Source organism: Ruegeria sp. BB7 (genome assembly GCF_056539365.1).
In genome coordinates this window covers 127,819-143,890 of sequence record NZ_JBQFUV010000008.1, presented here as the reverse complement: position 1 = coordinate 143,890, position 16,072 = coordinate 127,819, and the positions used below count along the sequence as shown (strand labels likewise).

Below are 16,072 nucleotides of genomic sequence, written 5' to 3'. Positions count from 1 at the left end.
CGCATACGGCGACAGAAACCTCGTCTGCACATGCCCCCCAATGGACGCATACCAAGACGCCGCAGAATAAAAAAACAAAACCCCCCGCCAAAAAAGCGGGGGGGATAACAACCTAAATCTGGCCAAGCCGTAACGGGATCAATCCGTTCAAAGCAACTGGAGGAACAATGAAACACTATGTCCTCGGAAACGACCATGCTCAATTGGCCAGAACAACAATTGAACGGCAACGCAACATAGACGTTTTTCTGAACGAATCTGAATCCAAGGCGTCGGCGGAAATGGTTGTCGAGTTCTTTCAAGCTCTCAATGACCTTGTTGAAGATCACACCTATTCTGTGAACATTCGCTGTGCGGCGAAGGCACCAGCGGGTGATCCGCTGTATTGGTCAGGCCGCACCGCGATTTTCTGGGGCGATTTCCACAAGACCTGGCTCAACGATTACAACGATACGTCGCGGCTTTCGCAGGTGCTTAACCTTGCACCCCGTTCGATACTGGTTGGCGGGGCAGTATTGCTGCTGGCACAAACCGGAAGAGGCGACCAAACCGTCGCCGCCATTCACCCCAATTTTCTGGCAGCTGCACAGGAAATTGGCCTCGCTGACTGCCATCAGTGTTCGTACCGATCTCCAGGCGGTCGGGTACACAGTGCCGCGACCAAGCTCAGCGCCCTACGCCTTTTGTCGGAATTTGTGGCACTGGATCACGGCGAGCATCTGGCAGAAACCTTGCGCAGCTATATCGGCCTGACCGAGCCAAAACGCAGCTGTTCAAGCCAGCTTGCGACCCGGCTTGTTCAGCGGTCGGGGGCAGATCCGATGGTGCGCCAAGTGGTTGAAAAGATGCTTAAAAATGTCGAAGATCCACTGAAGATTTCCGATCTTGCTGAGGCGTTAGGCGCGTCCACACGTCAGTTGCAGCGACGTTTTCTGAACAAGACAGGCGTCAAGCTGTTGACGACCTATCGTGAGTTGCGGCTGGAACGCGCTTACAGCCTCTTACGATACACCGACATGCCACAGCTTGAGATTTCGGCGGCAACGGGGTTTTCATCCACAGGCGCCTTGGGGCGCGCATTCAGGGCACAATATAAGACAACGCCCGAGGCGGTGCGCAGCCATCGCTTTGCTGGTAACTTATCGGAGCAATAAGCACCGCACTGAGCCGCCGGACAATAGCCGCAGGCGGGCTGACGTTGACGCTCGACGGCAAATTCTACCATGTGTCACCGGGCTTGCCTGTCGCCGACTCTTGGGATTTTCTGGTCTCACTCACCAATCACAAGGCCCGGCCGGAATGAAACTTGAATTTCACCACATCAATTTTGTCTCTGAAGATGTCGAGCGGTTACACCGCTTTTATACCCAGATCCTTGGGTTGGATAACATTCCGATCGAAAACTTCCCCCGGCCCAAAGCTACCAACGACAAGGGCTATGCTGGCAAGATTCGGTTTGCCACCGATGGTGGCATGCAGATGCATCTTGCCGAGAAAAACCTGGATGTCGCCTTCAAACATGGCGAAACCATCAACCCTGTCGAGCGCGGCCATATCGCGTTTCGAACGGACGACATTGAGGCCTTCAAAAAACTGCTCGACGACAATGAGGTTCCCTATTCAGACTATGGCACTGCTTTCGCGAAAGAATGGCACCAATTGTTTTTCCACGACCCTGAAGGCAACATCATCGAGGTCCATCAGGCGCTGTAACCCATTTAGGAGGCATTGATTGAAACAGGCCGTACTTGTCGTCGACGTTCAGCCCTGCTTTGATCCGCCATCGTGGCTGGTCGAGCGCAGCCGGCTATTGGCAGCCAAGTATCCGTCGGTCGCCACGGTCGTACGCCATGACGAGGCCAAAGTCCCTTTTTTCCGACAGCTTGGGTGGAAACCCCGATCCATTGATGACAGCCTGGTTCAGGCGGATAAAATTGTTCTGAAATACGGCTATGGCCTGCCCTCGGACGTGATCGAACAGTTTCAAATCTGGAATGTTGACCGGGTTCTGGTTTGCGGCATTCAGTCCGATACTTGCGTGCTGGCCGCAGGTTTCGCCCTGTTTGACGCGGGACTTCAGCCGACCATTGTGGCCGACGCGGTTGTCGGGTCCTCACTGGATCGCAGCGGCAAGCTGGGCGTTGACCTGTGGCGACATCATTTCGGTCAGGTTATTGATAATCATTTAGAGTTGCTCTGACGCGCACAAGTAAATGTGTGGAATAGGCAACAATACCAGCCAAACAGGTGGTCATTTTCGGTGTTTTTCAGGACTTACTGCGCGGTTGCGGGTTCTGCATCGCCCCACCCGGCCGTACGCATGGCCATAATCAGGTTCTGAACTGGCGCGGGGTCTACAAACACCCGAATTTTCAACGCCTCCAGAGGGAAATTCGGCCAGGTCTTAGTATAAACCTCGGCCAATCTCCGGGCCTCGACGTGGTCGCCATTGTGCCAATGTGCCGCCATCAAGTACGCGGTGGAAATCGGCCCGAACGGCCCACCGCGCGCAATTGTATCTTCGTAGGTACGGATCGACCCCGAATAGTCGCCCGTGTGAAACTGCGCCGCACCCAGCGCATTTCCGGCCACCGATCCTCCGCTATCTCTAGCGAGCGCCTGATACCGGTCGGCATGGGAAAGAACCCGGTCGAAATCCATGGTATAAAGCGAGATCAGGGCATCAAACTCGGCAATATGCGGGTCATTGGGGGCAATGTCGGTTGCCCGCCGCGACAGGTCGGTGGCCTTGCCAAAGTTGCCCACGGCAAACTCAAACCATGCGCGCGCGGACAGCGCCCATGGCGCATCCGGTGCCAGTTCCATTGCGTGGGTGCTATTGTCATTGGCGGCGGCCAGCAATTCGTCGGCAACCGGGTCCCAGAATTGCAGAATGGCCAACATGGTTTCGACTTGCGCCGCGCCTGCATAGCCGCAGTAATACAGCGGATCTCGTTGTGTCGCTGTTTCAAAAACCAACAAGGCAGGTCGAAGGCGCGACAAATCCACCACCGGGAAGATCAGGTCCCGTCCTGCGCTGCACAAGTTCATCGCCTCAACGCGGGTTGGAGAGACATCGTAGATCGTAGACTGATCGCCCAAAGGCCAAGCCGTGTGGCTTTCCCTAAAAAACGACGACGTCAGAAAAATGCCTAAGCCCAACGCAGCCACGCCCAAAGCTGCGCCGACAAGATATAGAGGCCGTACACCCTGGCGCCCGCCTTCTGCGCCCACGAGGAACTCCGGCGCATAGCTACCAACCGGTAGTGAAATGACCACCGGGTCCGACGCGCCCTCGCCGCCATAGTAAGCCTTGAGCTTGCGCCGTACGCGTCCTGCGTCGACGCGCACAACCCCTTCCCGCCGGGACAAGTCATCGGGGTCATAGCCATAGACATCCATGGCAATCGTCTTGGCGCGAATTTCATCAGTGCACCCAGCCAGCGCTTCGGTCACGACATAGGTCAGGAACGACTGCATCCGGGCCGATCCCTTAAAATCCTTCGAGGCCAATACCCGTTCAAGCGCAGCCTTGATCTGTTCCGGGGGGAACGACCCTGCGCTCTGTCGCGCGTTTTCGTCAGCTTTGGCAGTCAAGAACTATCCTTTCAAGGTAAGGACTTGGCGGCGTGTTGCTACGGTAGCATGCGGCCTTTTACGTTCAATACATATTCTTGGCCAGGCATACTTGAGGGGTAACTCCAGCGAGTGCCCTCTCAGATGACAGATGACGAATTCTTTGACGCACAATTTCCCGGCACAGCACATCGGCTGCGTGTCCTGCGTGCCCAAGACACGGAATTCGACCAGATTTGCGCCGATTATCACGAGGTCTTTTCGGATCTCGCCCTGGCCCCACAAGCAACAGGACAAACGCAAACCCGTTACCTCGCTGATCTGGCCGAAAGCGTCTCGGATTTGCGGAACGTTATCGAAAAGCGATTGCAAGCCTCCGATTGCACGAATGAGTGAAAGGTTGACTATGAAACTCCATGCCCTCCTGCCCCTTTTGATCCTCACCGCCAGCCCCGCGGTTTCTCAGGACGCTCCGATCATTCACGATGGCGAGTTCGAGTACCTGCGCGCGCAATTCGGTGAAACGTGGGATGCGCAAGACGCTGAGATTGACGCCAGACTGGCCGAGATCCGGGCCGCCAATGGCGGTCATCCCCCCAATCTCCTCTACATCCTGATTGATGATGTGAGCTTCGGCCAGATGGGCGACCGCAAGATGAACTACGTCATGGGGATCGAGACGCCGAACATCAACCAACTGGCGACTGAAGGCCTGTCCCTGATGCGGATGTATACCGAGCCCTCCTGCACCCCTACGCGTACAGCGCTGCTGACAGGCCGTCACCCGGTGCGTGCGGGCGTTGAAGAGGTCAAGGTCGCGCTGGTGGGCGAAGGTCTTCCTGCCTCTGAAGTCACCCTGCCCGAAATCCTGAAACAGGCGGGGTATTCAACCACCCATGTCGGCAAGTGGCATCAGGGCGATATCGAAGAATCTTATCCGCATAATCAGGGCTTTGAGTGGGCCGCCTTCCCCCTGCACCAGCAAGTCCAGCTGAGCCTTATGACCCCCGAGGCGATGCGGTCCAATGCCATGCTCGGCTATGTTCCCGAAGGGCAGAACAACCAGTTCCTTCTGGACGAGCGTTTCAAACCCTACGGTCTGGTCACTGGTGTTGAGGCCGAGGCTGGCGGTTTGGCGCGCGAAGTCGACATGGCGGCGGGTGAGGTCTGGACGCAGGCGAAGTACGAGGACATGAACCTGCGCTATCAGCAGCAGGCGCTGGAACAGCTGCAGCGTGTCGCGGCCGATGATGCGCCCTTTTTCCTGCAATACTGGCCGCTCTACCCGCTTAACTTTGTCTATGCCGATCAGGCGATCTCGCGCAACGGCGGGTTCCACGCCGACAAACTGCAACTGCTGGACGGTTGGATTGGTGACCTGCTGCAGGCGCTGGATGAAACCGGAAAGGCGGACAACACCATCGTGATCCTGATGGCCGATAATGGCCTGATGTATCACTACGAAGGCAGCTCGGGCCTGAACCAGCTGATCTATCGCGGCGGCAAGACCCAGCACCTTGAAGGCGGCGTGCGCACCGATGCCTTCATCCGTTGGCCCAACGTCATCGAACCCAACAGTGCTGCGGGCGACATCTTTCACGTCTCGGACATTTACACCACGATGGCCCGGATAGCCGGAGCCACGGACTTTATCCCGCGCGACCGGATAATCGACGGCATCGACCAAACAGCCCTACTGCTGAACGGCGAAGGTCATGGCCGGCGCGACTATGTCTACGTTTACGAAGGCCCGGTGCTGCGGTCTGTGGTTAAGCAGGAGTTCAAGATGCACCTGCCTGCCCCCGGACAGCCCGGCGCAGCGGCACCCACCTACAACATCTATCGCGACCCACGTGAGAAACATCCGTTGGTCGGGTACTCTCTTTGGGCCGGAGCTTCGTTTCAGGACATGATCAAACGCCACCAGAAGATGATCGCAAAATACCCCCATTCCGAGATCGGCAAGGGCCGTCCCTACGAGGGGATCGAAAACCTACGTCCGGAGTCGGAACTGACGCGCGATGTATTCATGAGCTGGCAGTGATGCAGTTCCGTAGAAATTTCAAAATAAGTATCGTAATGTTTTAATGTGAGATTAGTCGGCGAAATTAACCGCGGGGCATTCTGACAGCGGAGGGGGAGTACGGAATGGATTTGAGATGGTGGATTGCGGTGGCAGCAGGCCTTGTGACCGCACCAGCTGTGGCACAGGAAAACCCAATTCAACACGATGCGGAGTTTTACATTCTTCAGGCACAACACGCCGAGCAATGGGCTCAGGATGACGCTGCCGTAAATGAGGCGCTAGCGGCGTTTCGTGAGGGGAACGGGGGCAAACCTCCGAATATCGTCAGCGTATTGATCGACGACATGGGCTTCGGCGACATGGGTATTCCCGAGCTGAACGCCGTGCGGGGATACGAGACGCCAAACATCAATGATTTCTCGGATCAGGCCATGCGGATGGTGCGGATGTATACCGAACCCTCTTGCACGCCGACTCGCGTGGCGCAGATGACCGGACGGCTGCCGGTGCGCATGGGCATGGGCGATACGACCGTGGATATTGCCGGTTTTGGTCTGCCGGGGGGTGAAATCACTCTAGCGGAGGTGTTGAAGCAGGCGGGCTATGCCACCAGTCACGTCGGTAAATGGCACATGGGCGATATCGCTGAAAGCTGGGCGATGAATCAGGGCTTTGATTACGCCCAACACGCCATTCACCAACAGGGCCAACTAACCATTTTCAACGACGACGCGATCAAGGAACAGGTCACGGTCGCGATCCGGGACTATGATGATAAATACACTTTGGACGGTTGGTTCCGCCCGGACTCCGCAGCGATGATGACCGTGATCGAGGGCGAAACCGGTGGCCCGATTCGTGAGATCCGCATGGAAACCGGTGAGCGTTGGAATGCCGCAAAATATGACGAGATGAATCAAGCGTTTCAAGACAAGACGCTAGAGGAGCTGGAACGTCTTGGCGGGGGCGAAGAGCCCTTCTTCCTGCAATATTGGCCGATGATCCCGCTGGACAACACCCGCGCTGGACGCGACGGGCCCGAGAGCGCGAACGGTGGTCTGTATGTCGACAAGATGCAGTTGCTGGACCAGTGGCTGGGCGATCTTTTCACGCGGATGGATGAGCTCGGGTTGACGGAAAACACAGTGGTTGTGGTCATGGGGGACAACGGCCACTTCACCAAATACTCCCCACAATCCGGCTTCACTCCGTTAATCTACGCCGGAGGCAAAGGCGACACGACCGAGGGCGGCGTCCGCGTTGATGCTTTCATCCGCTGGCCCGGCATGATCGAAGCCGATGGGCTGCTGAACAACATTGTCCATGTCACTGACCTATATACGACGCTGTCGCGTTTTGCCGGGGCCGATCAGTTCATCCCCCGGGACCGTCTGGTGGATGGAGTGGACCAATCTGCCGCGTTGTTATTCGCAGATGAATCCAAGGCCCGTCGCGATCACGTCATCATCTATTCGATCGCTAAACCCGAAGCGATCGTGAAGGACCAACTCAAGCTAAAACTGCCCGCAGCAGGACAGAACGCCATCGCGGCCAAATTCTTCGACCTCTACCGGGACACGCGCGAGGAGTATTCAGTTTCAACTGAAGTCGGTGCCTGGGGCGGGCAGGAATTCGTACGCATTCTAGGCCGCCACATGGCCCGAAAGGAAAAATTCCCCGACACCACGCCCGCCTACGGTGTGCCCTATGAGGGGATCGAGAACATCCGCCCCGAAACGCAACAGGCCGTCGAAGCGTTTATGATCAAACGCGCCTCGCCGCAGCAGTAACACCAGACAGGAGGTGCACATGGCCGGAACTATACTCTTCGCTCTTGGCTTGGTTGTCTCGCTTGGGATCGGCTTCGTCTACTTCCGGGATCTGGGTGACATTTCGCAGATGCTGCTGAAGGTGAAACGCAAAAATATGGTGCGCTTTATCCGACAAGAATACCGTTTGATCGGCGTGGGGCTTGGCGGGTTTGTCATCGCTACGCTGGCGCATTTCATACTAGGCGGCGGGCCATTTTGGCTGTGGTGCATCTCAGCGCTGCTGGTTCTGTTTCTATATGGGTTCCCCTATGTCTGGGTTCATCTGGGCCTGCGCAATCAGTTGAATGACGCAGCCTTCTTTCCTATCAGCGAGGCGCAGAAATATGTCGGCCCAACCGCGCCGGTCATCGTGTTCGACAACAATGGCCACGCGCGCGCACACCCGGACGCGCAGATCATGCGACCTCATCTGGCTGGGGACGTAGATGGGTTGGGCGGTAAAGACGTCGTCATGACCTATTGCGCGATGGCCAACCTCGGGCAGGGCTATGTCCCTCGGATCGAAGGCAAGCGTTTAGACCTCGAGGTTCTGGCCCAGCATGGCAACAACCTGATCCTGCGCGACAACGAATCTGGTGAGCCGATCCAGCACATCTATGGTTTCCGTGAGGCTGACCGCGACCCCAATGCAGACGGTCTTGCCTGCCCCTTACGCCCTGAGGCGCAAATGAAACCCTGGCCGACCTATCGGATGACATTCCGTGGTTTTAAAAAGGCGTTTCCCGATGGCGAGGTGTACCTGAACATGCCCTCTCCCAATCCACTGCTGCGGCTGCTGGACATGGTGACCGAAATCACATTTGGCTGGGGGATCGGCCGCCAACATCAGGAAGATGCGCCGGTGATGGACAATATGGACCGATCAGACGACCGGCTGCCGAACAAAACCTATGTGTGGGGGATAACCGTCGGCAACGACGCCGCCTGTTGGACGGATGATTTCGTCGTGGACAACAACTGGATCGTCAACGCCTCTGTAGGCGGGCGCGACGTCGTGGTCAGTCTCGACCCGAAATATGAAAGCCTCGGCGTCTGGTACAATGACAGTGGCGCACCCGTCACCCGTTGCGATTTCTGGGGCATGTCCGATCAGGGCAGGCTGCAAAGGGTCGAAACCCTGCGCGCAGGCGTTTTCTGGCACGTCTGGTCCGAGTTTTTCCCTGACACCGACATCAATCGCGTCGGTGCTGACATGGGACGCTCAGATGGCGTAGCTGCATAACCTCAGTTTCAGCACCAAAAGTATAGTAAGGAAGGGATAGAATGGGACGCATACGAGGCATTAAACCAAGCGCGCTTGCCGCAGCTATTTCTGCATTTGCAGCAACGACGACCGCAGCGCAGGAATCCGGGTGGTCATACGAGGCCACGATCTATCTTTTCATGCCCGAGACCGAGACTCGCCTGGAAACGCCCTCGGGTACGCTGGACGGCACGCTGAGCTTTTCAGACGCTTTGGAAAACCTGGACTTCGCTTTCATGGGCGCGTTGGCTGCCTCCAACGGTCAATGGAGTGTGCTGGCCGATTACAACTATACCAACCTGTCATTTGGCAATACCGCACCGGGTCCTTTGGGCGGGGATTTGGAAACCTCGGTGAAAACACAGTTCCTCACGGCGCTATTGGGATACCGGGTGCGCAACGATCCGTCGGTAAAAGTGGATTTGGCAGGCGGTTTCAGGTGGTACAGTACAGACACAGAATTTACCCTCACACCCGACGGGTTACCCTCTCGCAAGAGTGACGCCGATGCGAGTTGGGTCGATCCGGTTTTGGGTGTCCGCGCCCGGTTCACCCTGTCGGACACGTGGACCAGCACAGCTTATGTGGATTATGGAGGCTTCCGCGGCGGCAGCCAGACATGGTCAGTTCTGCTAACAGCCGACTACGCCATCAACGACAGATGGGTGCTGCGAGGCGGTTATCGGTACATCTCGTTCGAGCACGAGATTGACGGCAATGATTATGATTTCGATCAATCCGGCCCGCTGATTGGCGCCACCTACCGGTTCTGACCATTCGAAACCAAGCTCAAGCCTTAGCCGTGAGCGCGAGTACGCTCGGTTGTAATTGCTGCGAGTGTGTGCGCGTGATACCCGGCTGCATTGTCGAGCCAGTTTAGAAAATCCCGCGCTTTTTGCGTAAAGTCTAGACGCTCTTCCGGGATGGAAAACACCCGTGCAAAGGCCGGAAGTCTGGGGCTGATCTCTAGCAGGAGTATCGCACTGCCAACGACAACTGTTGCGCTGACAAGCGGTGACGACGCCAATTCATAGCTATGCGTCGACGCGACCCACAACGCAAACCCAAGCCGCGTAACGGCCACCGCGTCCGTAATCCGACGCAGGCGCGGCAGAAAATAGGTGGTCAGCGCGGCTGCCCCAACTACGGCTACCATGTAGATCAGCCCGATAATGATCGGTACTGGCACTCCACCCGGAGTAGTACCCATGTGCGAGTACAAAATCACCCCTGCCACAAACGATAAAGCACCGATCAACGCCAGTCTGCGCCGTTCAAGATAGACATGCCGAAATATGGGCTGCATCAATCAAATCCTCTCAGATAGGCCGAGAATGAACCTGAAAGATGAATTTGTGGTTGATCTGACGAAATATAGGCAGAAGTAAGACTTTGTTGAAAAGTCGCGATCAGTGCAGCGCCACTTTTTTGAAAATTACTCTTGCAAACGCGAAAATCAATGCTGCCGTCTTATAATGGGCTTTAGAAAGCTGGGGCTATCATTGTCGCATAGTTGTTGGCCAGAATCTCAGCGTCAGTGCGGTTGAATTTGACAGAAGGCAGTGCCTGCATATCAATCCGTGCGCTGCCATCGAACAATTTTTCCGGATCGACTGTCAGATGTACCTGGCCATTTGCTTCCGCAAGAACATCTGCCGGAAGCGAGAACGCCACCTCTCGCGCATTTTCCGAGAACCCAACATGATAGACCAGAGGTGATACATCCTGATCCACTTTCAACGCGCCTTCGAAGACCACGAATTTATAGCCAACCTCCCAGTTCCAGGCCATCTGGCTGTTGGGATCCAGATCGCCCCTTACCTCGATAGATTTATTCGCTGCCGGATCGACACCGATCAGGAAGCGGACTGTATCAATCGAAGCCAGAGGTACTTCGGGCAGAGTGATGGAATGCGTCTTGTCCGTATTATCGAAGCGCAACAGGTGATAGCTGTCCGGTTCGGCGAAAGCTTGATCGCCTTGCCAAAGGGACAGGTTGCTCAGGTAGAACCTGAAATCGCGGACCCTATACTGCCCCGCCCCACCCGGATTGTCATAGACGAACTGATCATAGACCAAAGGTTCGCCCCCCAACTCGGCGTGAAAAATCAATGTGATCGGTGTGGGCTCTTTTTGCCCCGGCTTCAGGTAGATCCACCCTATGATCACGGTCGCAATTGCCAAAATCCCAAGAAGCAGACGCATCAGGAACCTCCATCAAATGGGTTGGAAAACAGCGGGTTGGTCAGAAAGGCGTCGTCTGTCAGCGTGTGGAGAAAGGCGATGATGGCCTCCATCTCTTCGGACGTCATGCGCAGGCCAAACGTGCCTTGCCTGGCCTCGGGTGCGTTGTCGGCCTCAAGGATCAAGGGGCTAAGCGTGTCGCTGACCACAATACCGTCATTGTAATGCGCCATCACATCCTCAAGCGTCTCGAACCGGCCGTCATGCATGTAAGGCGCGGTGACGGCGATGTTGCGCAGGGTTGGCACCTTGAAGAAGCCTTTGTGCGCAGGGTTTCCGGTCACGGCCATTAGGCCATCAGGCAGTGTCTCGTCCGGGTCCAGTCCATTGTTGGAAAAACCGTCCAGCGCGTCGCGAAACCCCGACGTCAGGAACTGGCTGTGGCAGTCAATGCAGTTGCCGCCCCGCAAAGAAATCTTGGTGTCCGGATGCGCCATGAACAGTTTGCGCCCATGTTCCTCTTGCGCAGTCAGTCGGACCTCGCCCCGCAGGTACTTGTCATATTTGGAATCTGCCGAGATCAGCATACGCATGAAGGTTGCCAAGGCATTGGCCGTGTTCTCGGGCGTAACCTCTCCGTAAGCCCGGCGGAACATCTTGCGATATGTACCAGAAGCCTGAAGTTCGGCCATCAGGTCGTCGATGTCCTGCCCCATCTCGTCCGGGTGCTGGATTGGCATCAGCGCCTGCACCTCAAGCGACGTCGCGCGGCCATCCCAAAAGAACCTCTCCTGCCCCCACAGCAGGTTGGCAAGGCTCATCGAGCTGAAGTCCAGTTCGCCCCCCGACAGTGACGGAGATTTGGCCCGCCCATCGGTAAAGCCCAGCGCCTGCACGTGGCAGGTGGCGCAAGAAACCTGATTATTACCCGACAACATAGGGTCGTAGAACAGATGCCGGCCCAGTGCGAAGGCTTCCTGCGTCAGCGGGTTCTCAGGCGGAACAGAAAACCGCCCGAACACAAAAGGCGCGGAAAAATCCGCAATCGGGGTTGCGATTGGAGCACGCAAACGATCCCATACCAACCACCCCGCCGCCGCAATTCCTGCGACGGCGGAGAGGATCAGAAACACCCGAAGCATAACGCTCTCAAGCCGTTAGTGGTGGTGCACAAAACCCGAGCCAAACAGGCCTTCGAGGTTGTCCACCCCCTTATTGTAGCGTTCCTTAAAGTCGATCGTGGCCAGGCGCTCACCGGTCTCCAGATCGTGGACCGAAATCGTATGACTGGCCAGATCGGCGATGAAATCCACATCCGTCGGATCATCATCCGCGCCGTTGCCCAGATTCAGTAGGTTGTTCTGAATGGCGATCAAGTCGCGGCCCGATGCCGAGGTGTAAAAAATCATGTGATGCGCGCCCGGATCGGCGACGATATCCGGCCCGCTTGAAACCAGCTCGGGCAACGCAGCCAATTCATAGCGTTTCACCACGCCCGGCAAGGCATGTGAGATGAACAGCTCGTCCTCGGTCCCGTAGAACTCAAGCGGCACGGCCGTTTTGTTGGCCACGCCGCTGTAGATTACCTCGGCCTCACCAAAGGTTTTCGAGCTGGCGTCATACGGCACCTTCCATGTCTCGAAGCCAAACATCGTATTGGCCAGAATGGCCGGTTCGATTTCCAGGTGCATATCTGGACGGGCAAACAGCACTTCGACCGGAGACGACGGGAAGTTCAGCGGTTTTTCCTTTTCGACCAAGATGTTCTCAATGGGCTCCAAGGCGTTCAGATCAATGATCGTTAGTACATTGCCGACCCCTGTGGCCAAGTCCGGGTGTACAGTCGAGGTTACAACCATTCGGTCCTCAAAGGCCGAGATGCCGTGCGGGTACATGATATAGGGTTCGCCCTCACCCACCTGACTTTTACGCGCTTCTATGATCTTGACGACCTCATTCGTCTGCGTGTCGAACACTCCGACCGAACCACCATCATCCCCACCGGTTCCGCCCATGAAGGTCACGAACATGTATTCCTGCCCGTTCGAATTGGCCCACATGATGTCTTCACCGACCATCTGGCCTTGTGTATCCAGGCAGGTAAAACCAGAAATCACGGGTGCGCCATCCGCATCACGGGAAAGGCCCACTTCTGCCAAGCTGCACGACGGGTCCAAACCTGTCGAATAGAGCCTGCCGTTGGGGCTGTAGTACAGATGGTGCAGAGGATGCTCCATTTCAGGTTGTTCGACCTCGCTCAGGATATCCCCAAACCGATCGGACTCAGGGTCCAATTCGACAATCGCGATGCTGTGGCTGGTATCCAGCGTGGGCAACCCACGCAGCAGAACCATGCCCTGGCTTTCTTCGCGATCCTGAGACATCGCCGGCGACAGGCCTGCCAGTATCAGGCCCGCTCCGATCAGAATGCTTTGCTTGAATTGACTGATGTACATGACTTACCCCCTTTTTATGCAGTTTCTAAACACTTCAGAGTGGGATGCGCCTTAGCTTACCTCATACCATATCTCAGGGGCTGCACCAAACCTGTGCAATAGCTACCGATACGCAGGCGCCGCCTTTCAGTGTTTCAGATCACCGATGGAGGTAGCTCCGATCTGAGCCATTGCGATACTGAACTCGTCGCTTAAGACATGCCAGAGTTGCTGCAGCCCCGCTTCACCGGCGGCAGCCATGGCGAATTGCACGACGCGGCCAAAAAACACAAAGTCCGCGCCCGCGATCAGCGCTTTGACGGCGTCTTCGCCCGACCGCAACCCGCTATCGTAAAACACCGGGTAGTCATCGCCCACCACAGCCCGGACTTGCTGTAACGCCTCAAAGGCCGCCGGGGCGCTCTCCAATTGCCGCGCGCCGTGGCTTGAGACTTGAACCGCATCCGCACCAGCAGATTTCACAGCCAAGGCGTCCTCGGGGTCCAGAACGCCTTTGACGACAAGTCTCCCATCCCACTGGTCACGTAGGCGGGCAAGCGTCTCCCATGTCGCCTTTGCCCGGCTTTCCGTCCTGTCGAAATCGTAGCCATCCATCAGAAAGTTGGCCATCTGAGGTTTCCCGGCCAGCAATGTCGACAGCGACCAACGTGGATGTAAGGCAAAGTCAACGAACTGGCGCGGACCGATGCGGAAAGGCATCTTGAATCCGTGGCGCAGTTCGCGCGGGCGGCGCCCGACCTCGGGGACATCCACAGTCAGTATCAGCGTTTCGTACCCGGCCACCTGCGCTCGATCAACCAACTTGAACGTACCGACCCCATCCCCACTGAAATAGAGCTGAAACCAGGCATTACCTTCGGCAACCTCGATCAGTTCTTCCATCGTAGTGGAGCCAACAGTCGACACCCCCAACGGCACCTCGTACCGCGCCGCCAAACGCGCCAGCATCAGATCTGCGCCCGGTGTGGACAAGTTACACATGCCCATCGGCGCAATACCAAAAGGGCGCTGTGCAATGTTACCGAATAAGTTGGTGGCCAAAGACCGCTCGCTCACATCCTGCAAAACGCGCGGGCGCAAGGTCATTGTATCCAATGCGGCACGGTTGCGGGCGGCACCCATCTCGGCCCCCGCCGCGCCATCAATATAGTCGAACACCATCCACGGCAGACGCCGCCGGGCGATACGGCGGGCGTCCTCGGCGCTGTGGATGGCGCTGGCTGACATCAGGCCTGAACGGCCTTCATAAAGCGGTCACGGATCACCACCGGGTCCATCGTGATCGGCGGCATCTTGGCGTTACCGCTTTCGCATTTGCTGACGATGATGGTCATCTGCTTGGCGTCCAGCGCTTCTTGCAGCACTCGGCCAGTGTCCTCGGCGGCGCATTCTATGACCCGTTCGCACCCAGCCGCCTCGGCCATTTTCGCCAACGAAGTTTTCTGCCCGGCATAGGTTGGCTGATCCCCGGTAGAACCATAAGACCCATTGTCCACGATCAGCAGAATAAAGTTGTCCGCAACATTGTTGGCGATGGTCGGTAGCGTGCCAAGGTTGGTCAGAACCGAGCCATCACCATCAATCACTATCACCGGTTTCGGCTGCGACAGCGCCAGCCCCAGACCGATGCTTGAGGCCAGCCCCATCGTACCCAGCATGTAGAAATTGGTCGGCTGGTCGTCGATGGCGTGCAGTTCCTGACTGGGGATGCCGATATTGCAGACAACCAGTTGATCACGCAGGATCGGGGCGATTTCTTTCAGAATCTCAGAACGGATCATTGGTCGCCGTAGCCTCCCCAGAAATTGGCGTCGGTCAGAATGGCGACCGGTTTATTGCACATGAAGGTATATTTGAGGATCGCATCCAGTTCCTCGACATCCGCCTGATGATGGAAGTGGTAGGTCGGGATATTCAGTTGCGCCAGCAGCGCCTTGGTGTGTACTGCCATCTCGACCTGACAGGCGATGGGTTCGCGCAGCTCTCCGCGATAGGAAATCAGCATAGGCAACGGCATGCGGTAGAACTGGATCAGCGTTGCCAGCGTGTTGATGGTGACGCCAATTGCCGTGTTCTGCATGATGATGGCAGGGCGCTTGCCACCCATCCACGCGCCAGCGCACAGGCCCATGCCCTCGTCTTCCTTGTTCGAGGGAATGTGATAGATGCTGTCGCTCGTGTCGATTTCATCTATGACTCCGGCCAGTTGCTTGCACGGCACGGTGGTTACAAACGAGATATCGTTTGCGACCAGATCGTCAGTGATCTTCTTGTCTATGTTCATATCCGGTCTGTCAGTCCTGTTTGGGGCGCATGGGCGCGATTGAAAGGTCAGATCCTGCGATGCACATGCACCGCGCATCTGGCGTGGCGGACAACGCGCGACGCTGTCGAGCCAAGGAAATAGTCGCTGAGGCCCGGCTTGTGCGAGCCGATGACGATGCAATCCACATCGTTGTCGTTGGCGTAGTCGATGATGGTCCGGGCGGTATGCCCCTTTATGATCTCGGGCGTGACGCCCTCAAGCCCCTCGGTCTTTTCGCGCAGCAATCTGTTGGCCGCGCGGAAACCTTCGGCGACCATATCCTTATCGAGGTAGGCGCTGACCGAACCCTGAGGCATTTCATAGACATGCAGCGCGACGATCTCAGCGTCGTTTGCGGACAGCGCGCGAGCCACCTCAAGTGTGTGCTGTGAGATACCGTGATCCAGCGCCAGTGGAACAAGAATTTTCTTATACATGAATCCCTCCGTT

At 56.7% G+C, this 16,072-nt stretch carries 17 protein-coding genes; 8 read left to right on the top strand and 9 right to left on the bottom strand.

Going from position 1 to position 16,072, the window contains the following annotated elements:
- The first annotated feature begins 167 nt into the window (after window positions 1–167).
- From ACR0D7_RS13760 to ACR0D7_RS13750, 3 genes are all read left to right on the top strand, one after another.
- Window positions 168–1,154: a helix-turn-helix domain-containing protein gene (locus tag ACR0D7_RS13760; RefSeq protein WP_480679513.1), complete on the top strand. Its 987-nt coding sequence runs from the start codon at window positions 168–170 to the stop codon at window positions 1,152–1,154.
- A gap of 145 nt (window positions 1,155–1,299) precedes the next feature.
- Window positions 1,300–1,713: a VOC family protein gene (locus ACR0D7_RS13755; protein WP_480679512.1), complete on the top strand. Its 414-nt coding sequence runs from the start codon at window positions 1,300–1,302 to the stop codon at window positions 1,711–1,713.
- 19 nt (window positions 1,714–1,732) lie between these two features.
- Window positions 1,733–2,200, top strand: a complete 468-nt coding sequence (locus ACR0D7_RS13750; RefSeq protein WP_480679511.1) for a cysteine hydrolase family protein — start codon at window positions 1,733–1,735, stop codon at window positions 2,198–2,200.
- Between the two features lie 74 nt (window positions 2,201–2,274).
- Here ACR0D7_RS13750 and ACR0D7_RS13745 read toward each other — a convergent pair whose 3' ends face one another.
- Complete coding sequence (locus ACR0D7_RS13745; protein ID WP_480679510.1) at window positions 2,275–3,597, bottom strand: tetratricopeptide repeat protein; 1,323 nt, start codon at window positions 3,595–3,597, stop codon at window positions 2,275–2,277.
- Between the two features lie 123 nt (window positions 3,598–3,720).
- On the opposite strand from ACR0D7_RS13745, the gene ACR0D7_RS13740 reads away from it, so the two are divergent.
- The 5 genes from ACR0D7_RS13740 (at window position 3,721) to ACR0D7_RS13720 (ending at window position 9,450) form a co-directional block, all read left to right on the top strand.
- On the top strand, window positions 3,721–3,972 hold the full coding sequence (locus ACR0D7_RS13740; protein WP_480679509.1) for a hypothetical protein: 252 nt from the start codon (window positions 3,721–3,723) through the stop codon (window positions 3,970–3,972).
- 10 nt (window positions 3,973–3,982) lie between these two features.
- The gene (locus tag ACR0D7_RS13735; protein ID WP_480679508.1) at window positions 3,983–5,620 is read left to right on the top strand and encodes a sulfatase-like hydrolase/transferase; all 1,638 of its coding nucleotides are present in this window, start codon (window positions 3,983–3,985) and stop codon (window positions 5,618–5,620) included.
- Between the two features lie 104 nt (window positions 5,621–5,724).
- A complete protein-coding gene (locus ACR0D7_RS13730) occupies window positions 5,725–7,392 on the top strand; it encodes a sulfatase-like hydrolase/transferase (protein WP_480679507.1) in 1,668 nt (555 codons plus the stop codon).
- A 19-nt stretch (window positions 7,393–7,411) separates the two neighbouring features.
- Window positions 7,412–8,656, top strand: coding sequence for a DUF3179 domain-containing (seleno)protein (locus tag ACR0D7_RS13725; RefSeq protein ID WP_480679506.1), 1,245 nt, complete (start codon window positions 7,412–7,414; stop codon window positions 8,654–8,656).
- Window positions 8,657–8,697: 41 nt separating this feature from the next.
- Complete coding sequence (locus ACR0D7_RS13720) at window positions 8,698–9,450, top strand: outer membrane protein (protein WP_480679505.1); 753 nt, start codon at window positions 8,698–8,700, stop codon at window positions 9,448–9,450.
- 23 nt (window positions 9,451–9,473) lie between these two features.
- Here ACR0D7_RS13720 and ACR0D7_RS13715 read toward each other — a convergent pair whose 3' ends face one another.
- The 8 genes from ACR0D7_RS13715 to ACR0D7_RS13680 all read right to left on the bottom strand — a co-directional run bounded on the left by ACR0D7_RS13715 (window position 9,474) and on the right by ACR0D7_RS13680 (window position 16,059).
- Window positions 9,474–9,983, bottom strand: a complete 510-nt coding sequence (locus ACR0D7_RS13715; RefSeq protein ID WP_480679504.1) for a hypothetical protein — start codon at window positions 9,981–9,983, stop codon at window positions 9,474–9,476.
- Between the two features lie 176 nt (window positions 9,984–10,159).
- Window positions 10,160–10,882 (bottom strand): MbnP family protein, encoded by a 723-nt coding sequence (locus tag ACR0D7_RS13710; RefSeq protein ID WP_480679503.1) that lies wholly within the window; start codon window positions 10,880–10,882, stop codon window positions 10,160–10,162.
- A complete protein-coding gene (locus tag ACR0D7_RS13705) occupies window positions 10,882–12,003 on the bottom strand; it encodes a cytochrome-c peroxidase (protein WP_480679502.1) in 1,122 nt (373 codons plus the stop codon). Before ACR0D7_RS13705 ends, ACR0D7_RS13710 begins: the two co-directional genes overlap by 1 nt.
- Before the next feature lie 15 nt (window positions 12,004–12,018).
- Window positions 12,019–13,317, bottom strand: coding sequence for a hypothetical protein (locus ACR0D7_RS13700; RefSeq protein ID WP_480679501.1), 1,299 nt, complete (start codon window positions 13,315–13,317; stop codon window positions 12,019–12,021).
- Window positions 13,318–13,443: 126 nt separating this feature from the next.
- Window positions 13,444–14,544: an alpha-hydroxy acid oxidase gene (locus ACR0D7_RS13695; RefSeq protein WP_480679500.1), complete on the bottom strand. Its 1,101-nt coding sequence runs from the start codon at window positions 14,542–14,544 to the stop codon at window positions 13,444–13,446.
- Window positions 14,544–15,098 carry a sulfopyruvate decarboxylase subunit beta gene (gene comE / locus ACR0D7_RS13690; protein ID WP_480679499.1) on the bottom strand — a complete coding sequence of 185 codons (555 nt, stop codon included), beginning with the start codon at window positions 15,096–15,098 and terminating at the stop codon, window positions 14,544–14,546. The genes ACR0D7_RS13695 and comE overlap by 1 nt, the downstream gene beginning before the upstream one ends.
- Window positions 15,095–15,601: a sulfopyruvate decarboxylase subunit alpha gene (gene comD, locus ACR0D7_RS13685; protein WP_480679498.1), complete on the bottom strand. Its 507-nt coding sequence runs from the start codon at window positions 15,599–15,601 to the stop codon at window positions 15,095–15,097. Before comD ends, comE begins: the two co-directional genes overlap by 4 nt.
- 47 nt (window positions 15,602–15,648) lie before the next feature.
- Window positions 15,649–16,059 (bottom strand): universal stress protein, encoded by a 411-nt coding sequence (locus ACR0D7_RS13680; RefSeq protein WP_480679497.1) that lies wholly within the window; start codon window positions 16,057–16,059, stop codon window positions 15,649–15,651.
- Window positions 16,060–16,072 lie beyond the last annotated feature (13 nt).

Coding starts and splice junctions, on each gene's coding strand:
- ACR0D7_RS13725 (WP_480679506.1), top strand. CDS start 7,412: ATGGCCGGAACTATACTCTTCGCTCTTGGCTTGGTTGTCTCGCTTGGG.
- ACR0D7_RS13720 (WP_480679505.1), top strand. CDS start 8,698: ATGGGACGCATACGAGGCATTAAACCAAGCGCGCTTGCCGCAGCTATT.
- comD (WP_480679498.1), bottom strand. CDS start 15,601: ATGAACATAGACAAGAAGATCACTGACGATCTGGTCGCAAACGATATC.
- ACR0D7_RS13740 (WP_480679509.1), top strand. CDS start 3,721: ATGACAGATGACGAATTCTTTGACGCACAATTTCCCGGCACAGCACAT.
- ACR0D7_RS13710 (WP_480679503.1), bottom strand. CDS start 10,882: ATGCGTCTGCTTCTTGGGATTTTGGCAATTGCGACCGTGATCATAGGG.
- ACR0D7_RS13735 (WP_480679508.1), top strand. CDS start 3,983: ATGAAACTCCATGCCCTCCTGCCCCTTTTGATCCTCACCGCCAGCCCC.
- ACR0D7_RS13755 (WP_480679512.1), top strand. CDS start 1,300: ATGAAACTTGAATTTCACCACATCAATTTTGTCTCTGAAGATGTCGAG.
- comE (WP_480679499.1), bottom strand. CDS start 15,098: ATGATCCGTTCTGAGATTCTGAAAGAAATCGCCCCGATCCTGCGTGAT.
- ACR0D7_RS13715 (WP_480679504.1), bottom strand. CDS start 9,983: ATGCAGCCCATATTTCGGCATGTCTATCTTGAACGGCGCAGACTGGCG.
- ACR0D7_RS13680 (WP_480679497.1), bottom strand. CDS start 16,059: ATGTATAAGAAAATTCTTGTTCCACTGGCGCTGGATCACGGTATCTCA.
- ACR0D7_RS13730 (WP_480679507.1), top strand. CDS start 5,725: ATGGATTTGAGATGGTGGATTGCGGTGGCAGCAGGCCTTGTGACCGCA.
- ACR0D7_RS13705 (WP_480679502.1), bottom strand. CDS start 12,003: ATGCTTCGGGTGTTTCTGATCCTCTCCGCCGTCGCAGGAATTGCGGCG.
- ACR0D7_RS13760 (WP_480679513.1), top strand. CDS start 168: ATGAAACACTATGTCCTCGGAAACGACCATGCTCAATTGGCCAGAACA.
- ACR0D7_RS13700 (WP_480679501.1), bottom strand. CDS start 13,317: ATGTACATCAGTCAATTCAAGCAAAGCATTCTGATCGGAGCGGGCCTG.
- ACR0D7_RS13695 (WP_480679500.1), bottom strand. CDS start 14,544: ATGTCAGCCAGCGCCATCCACAGCGCCGAGGACGCCCGCCGTATCGCC.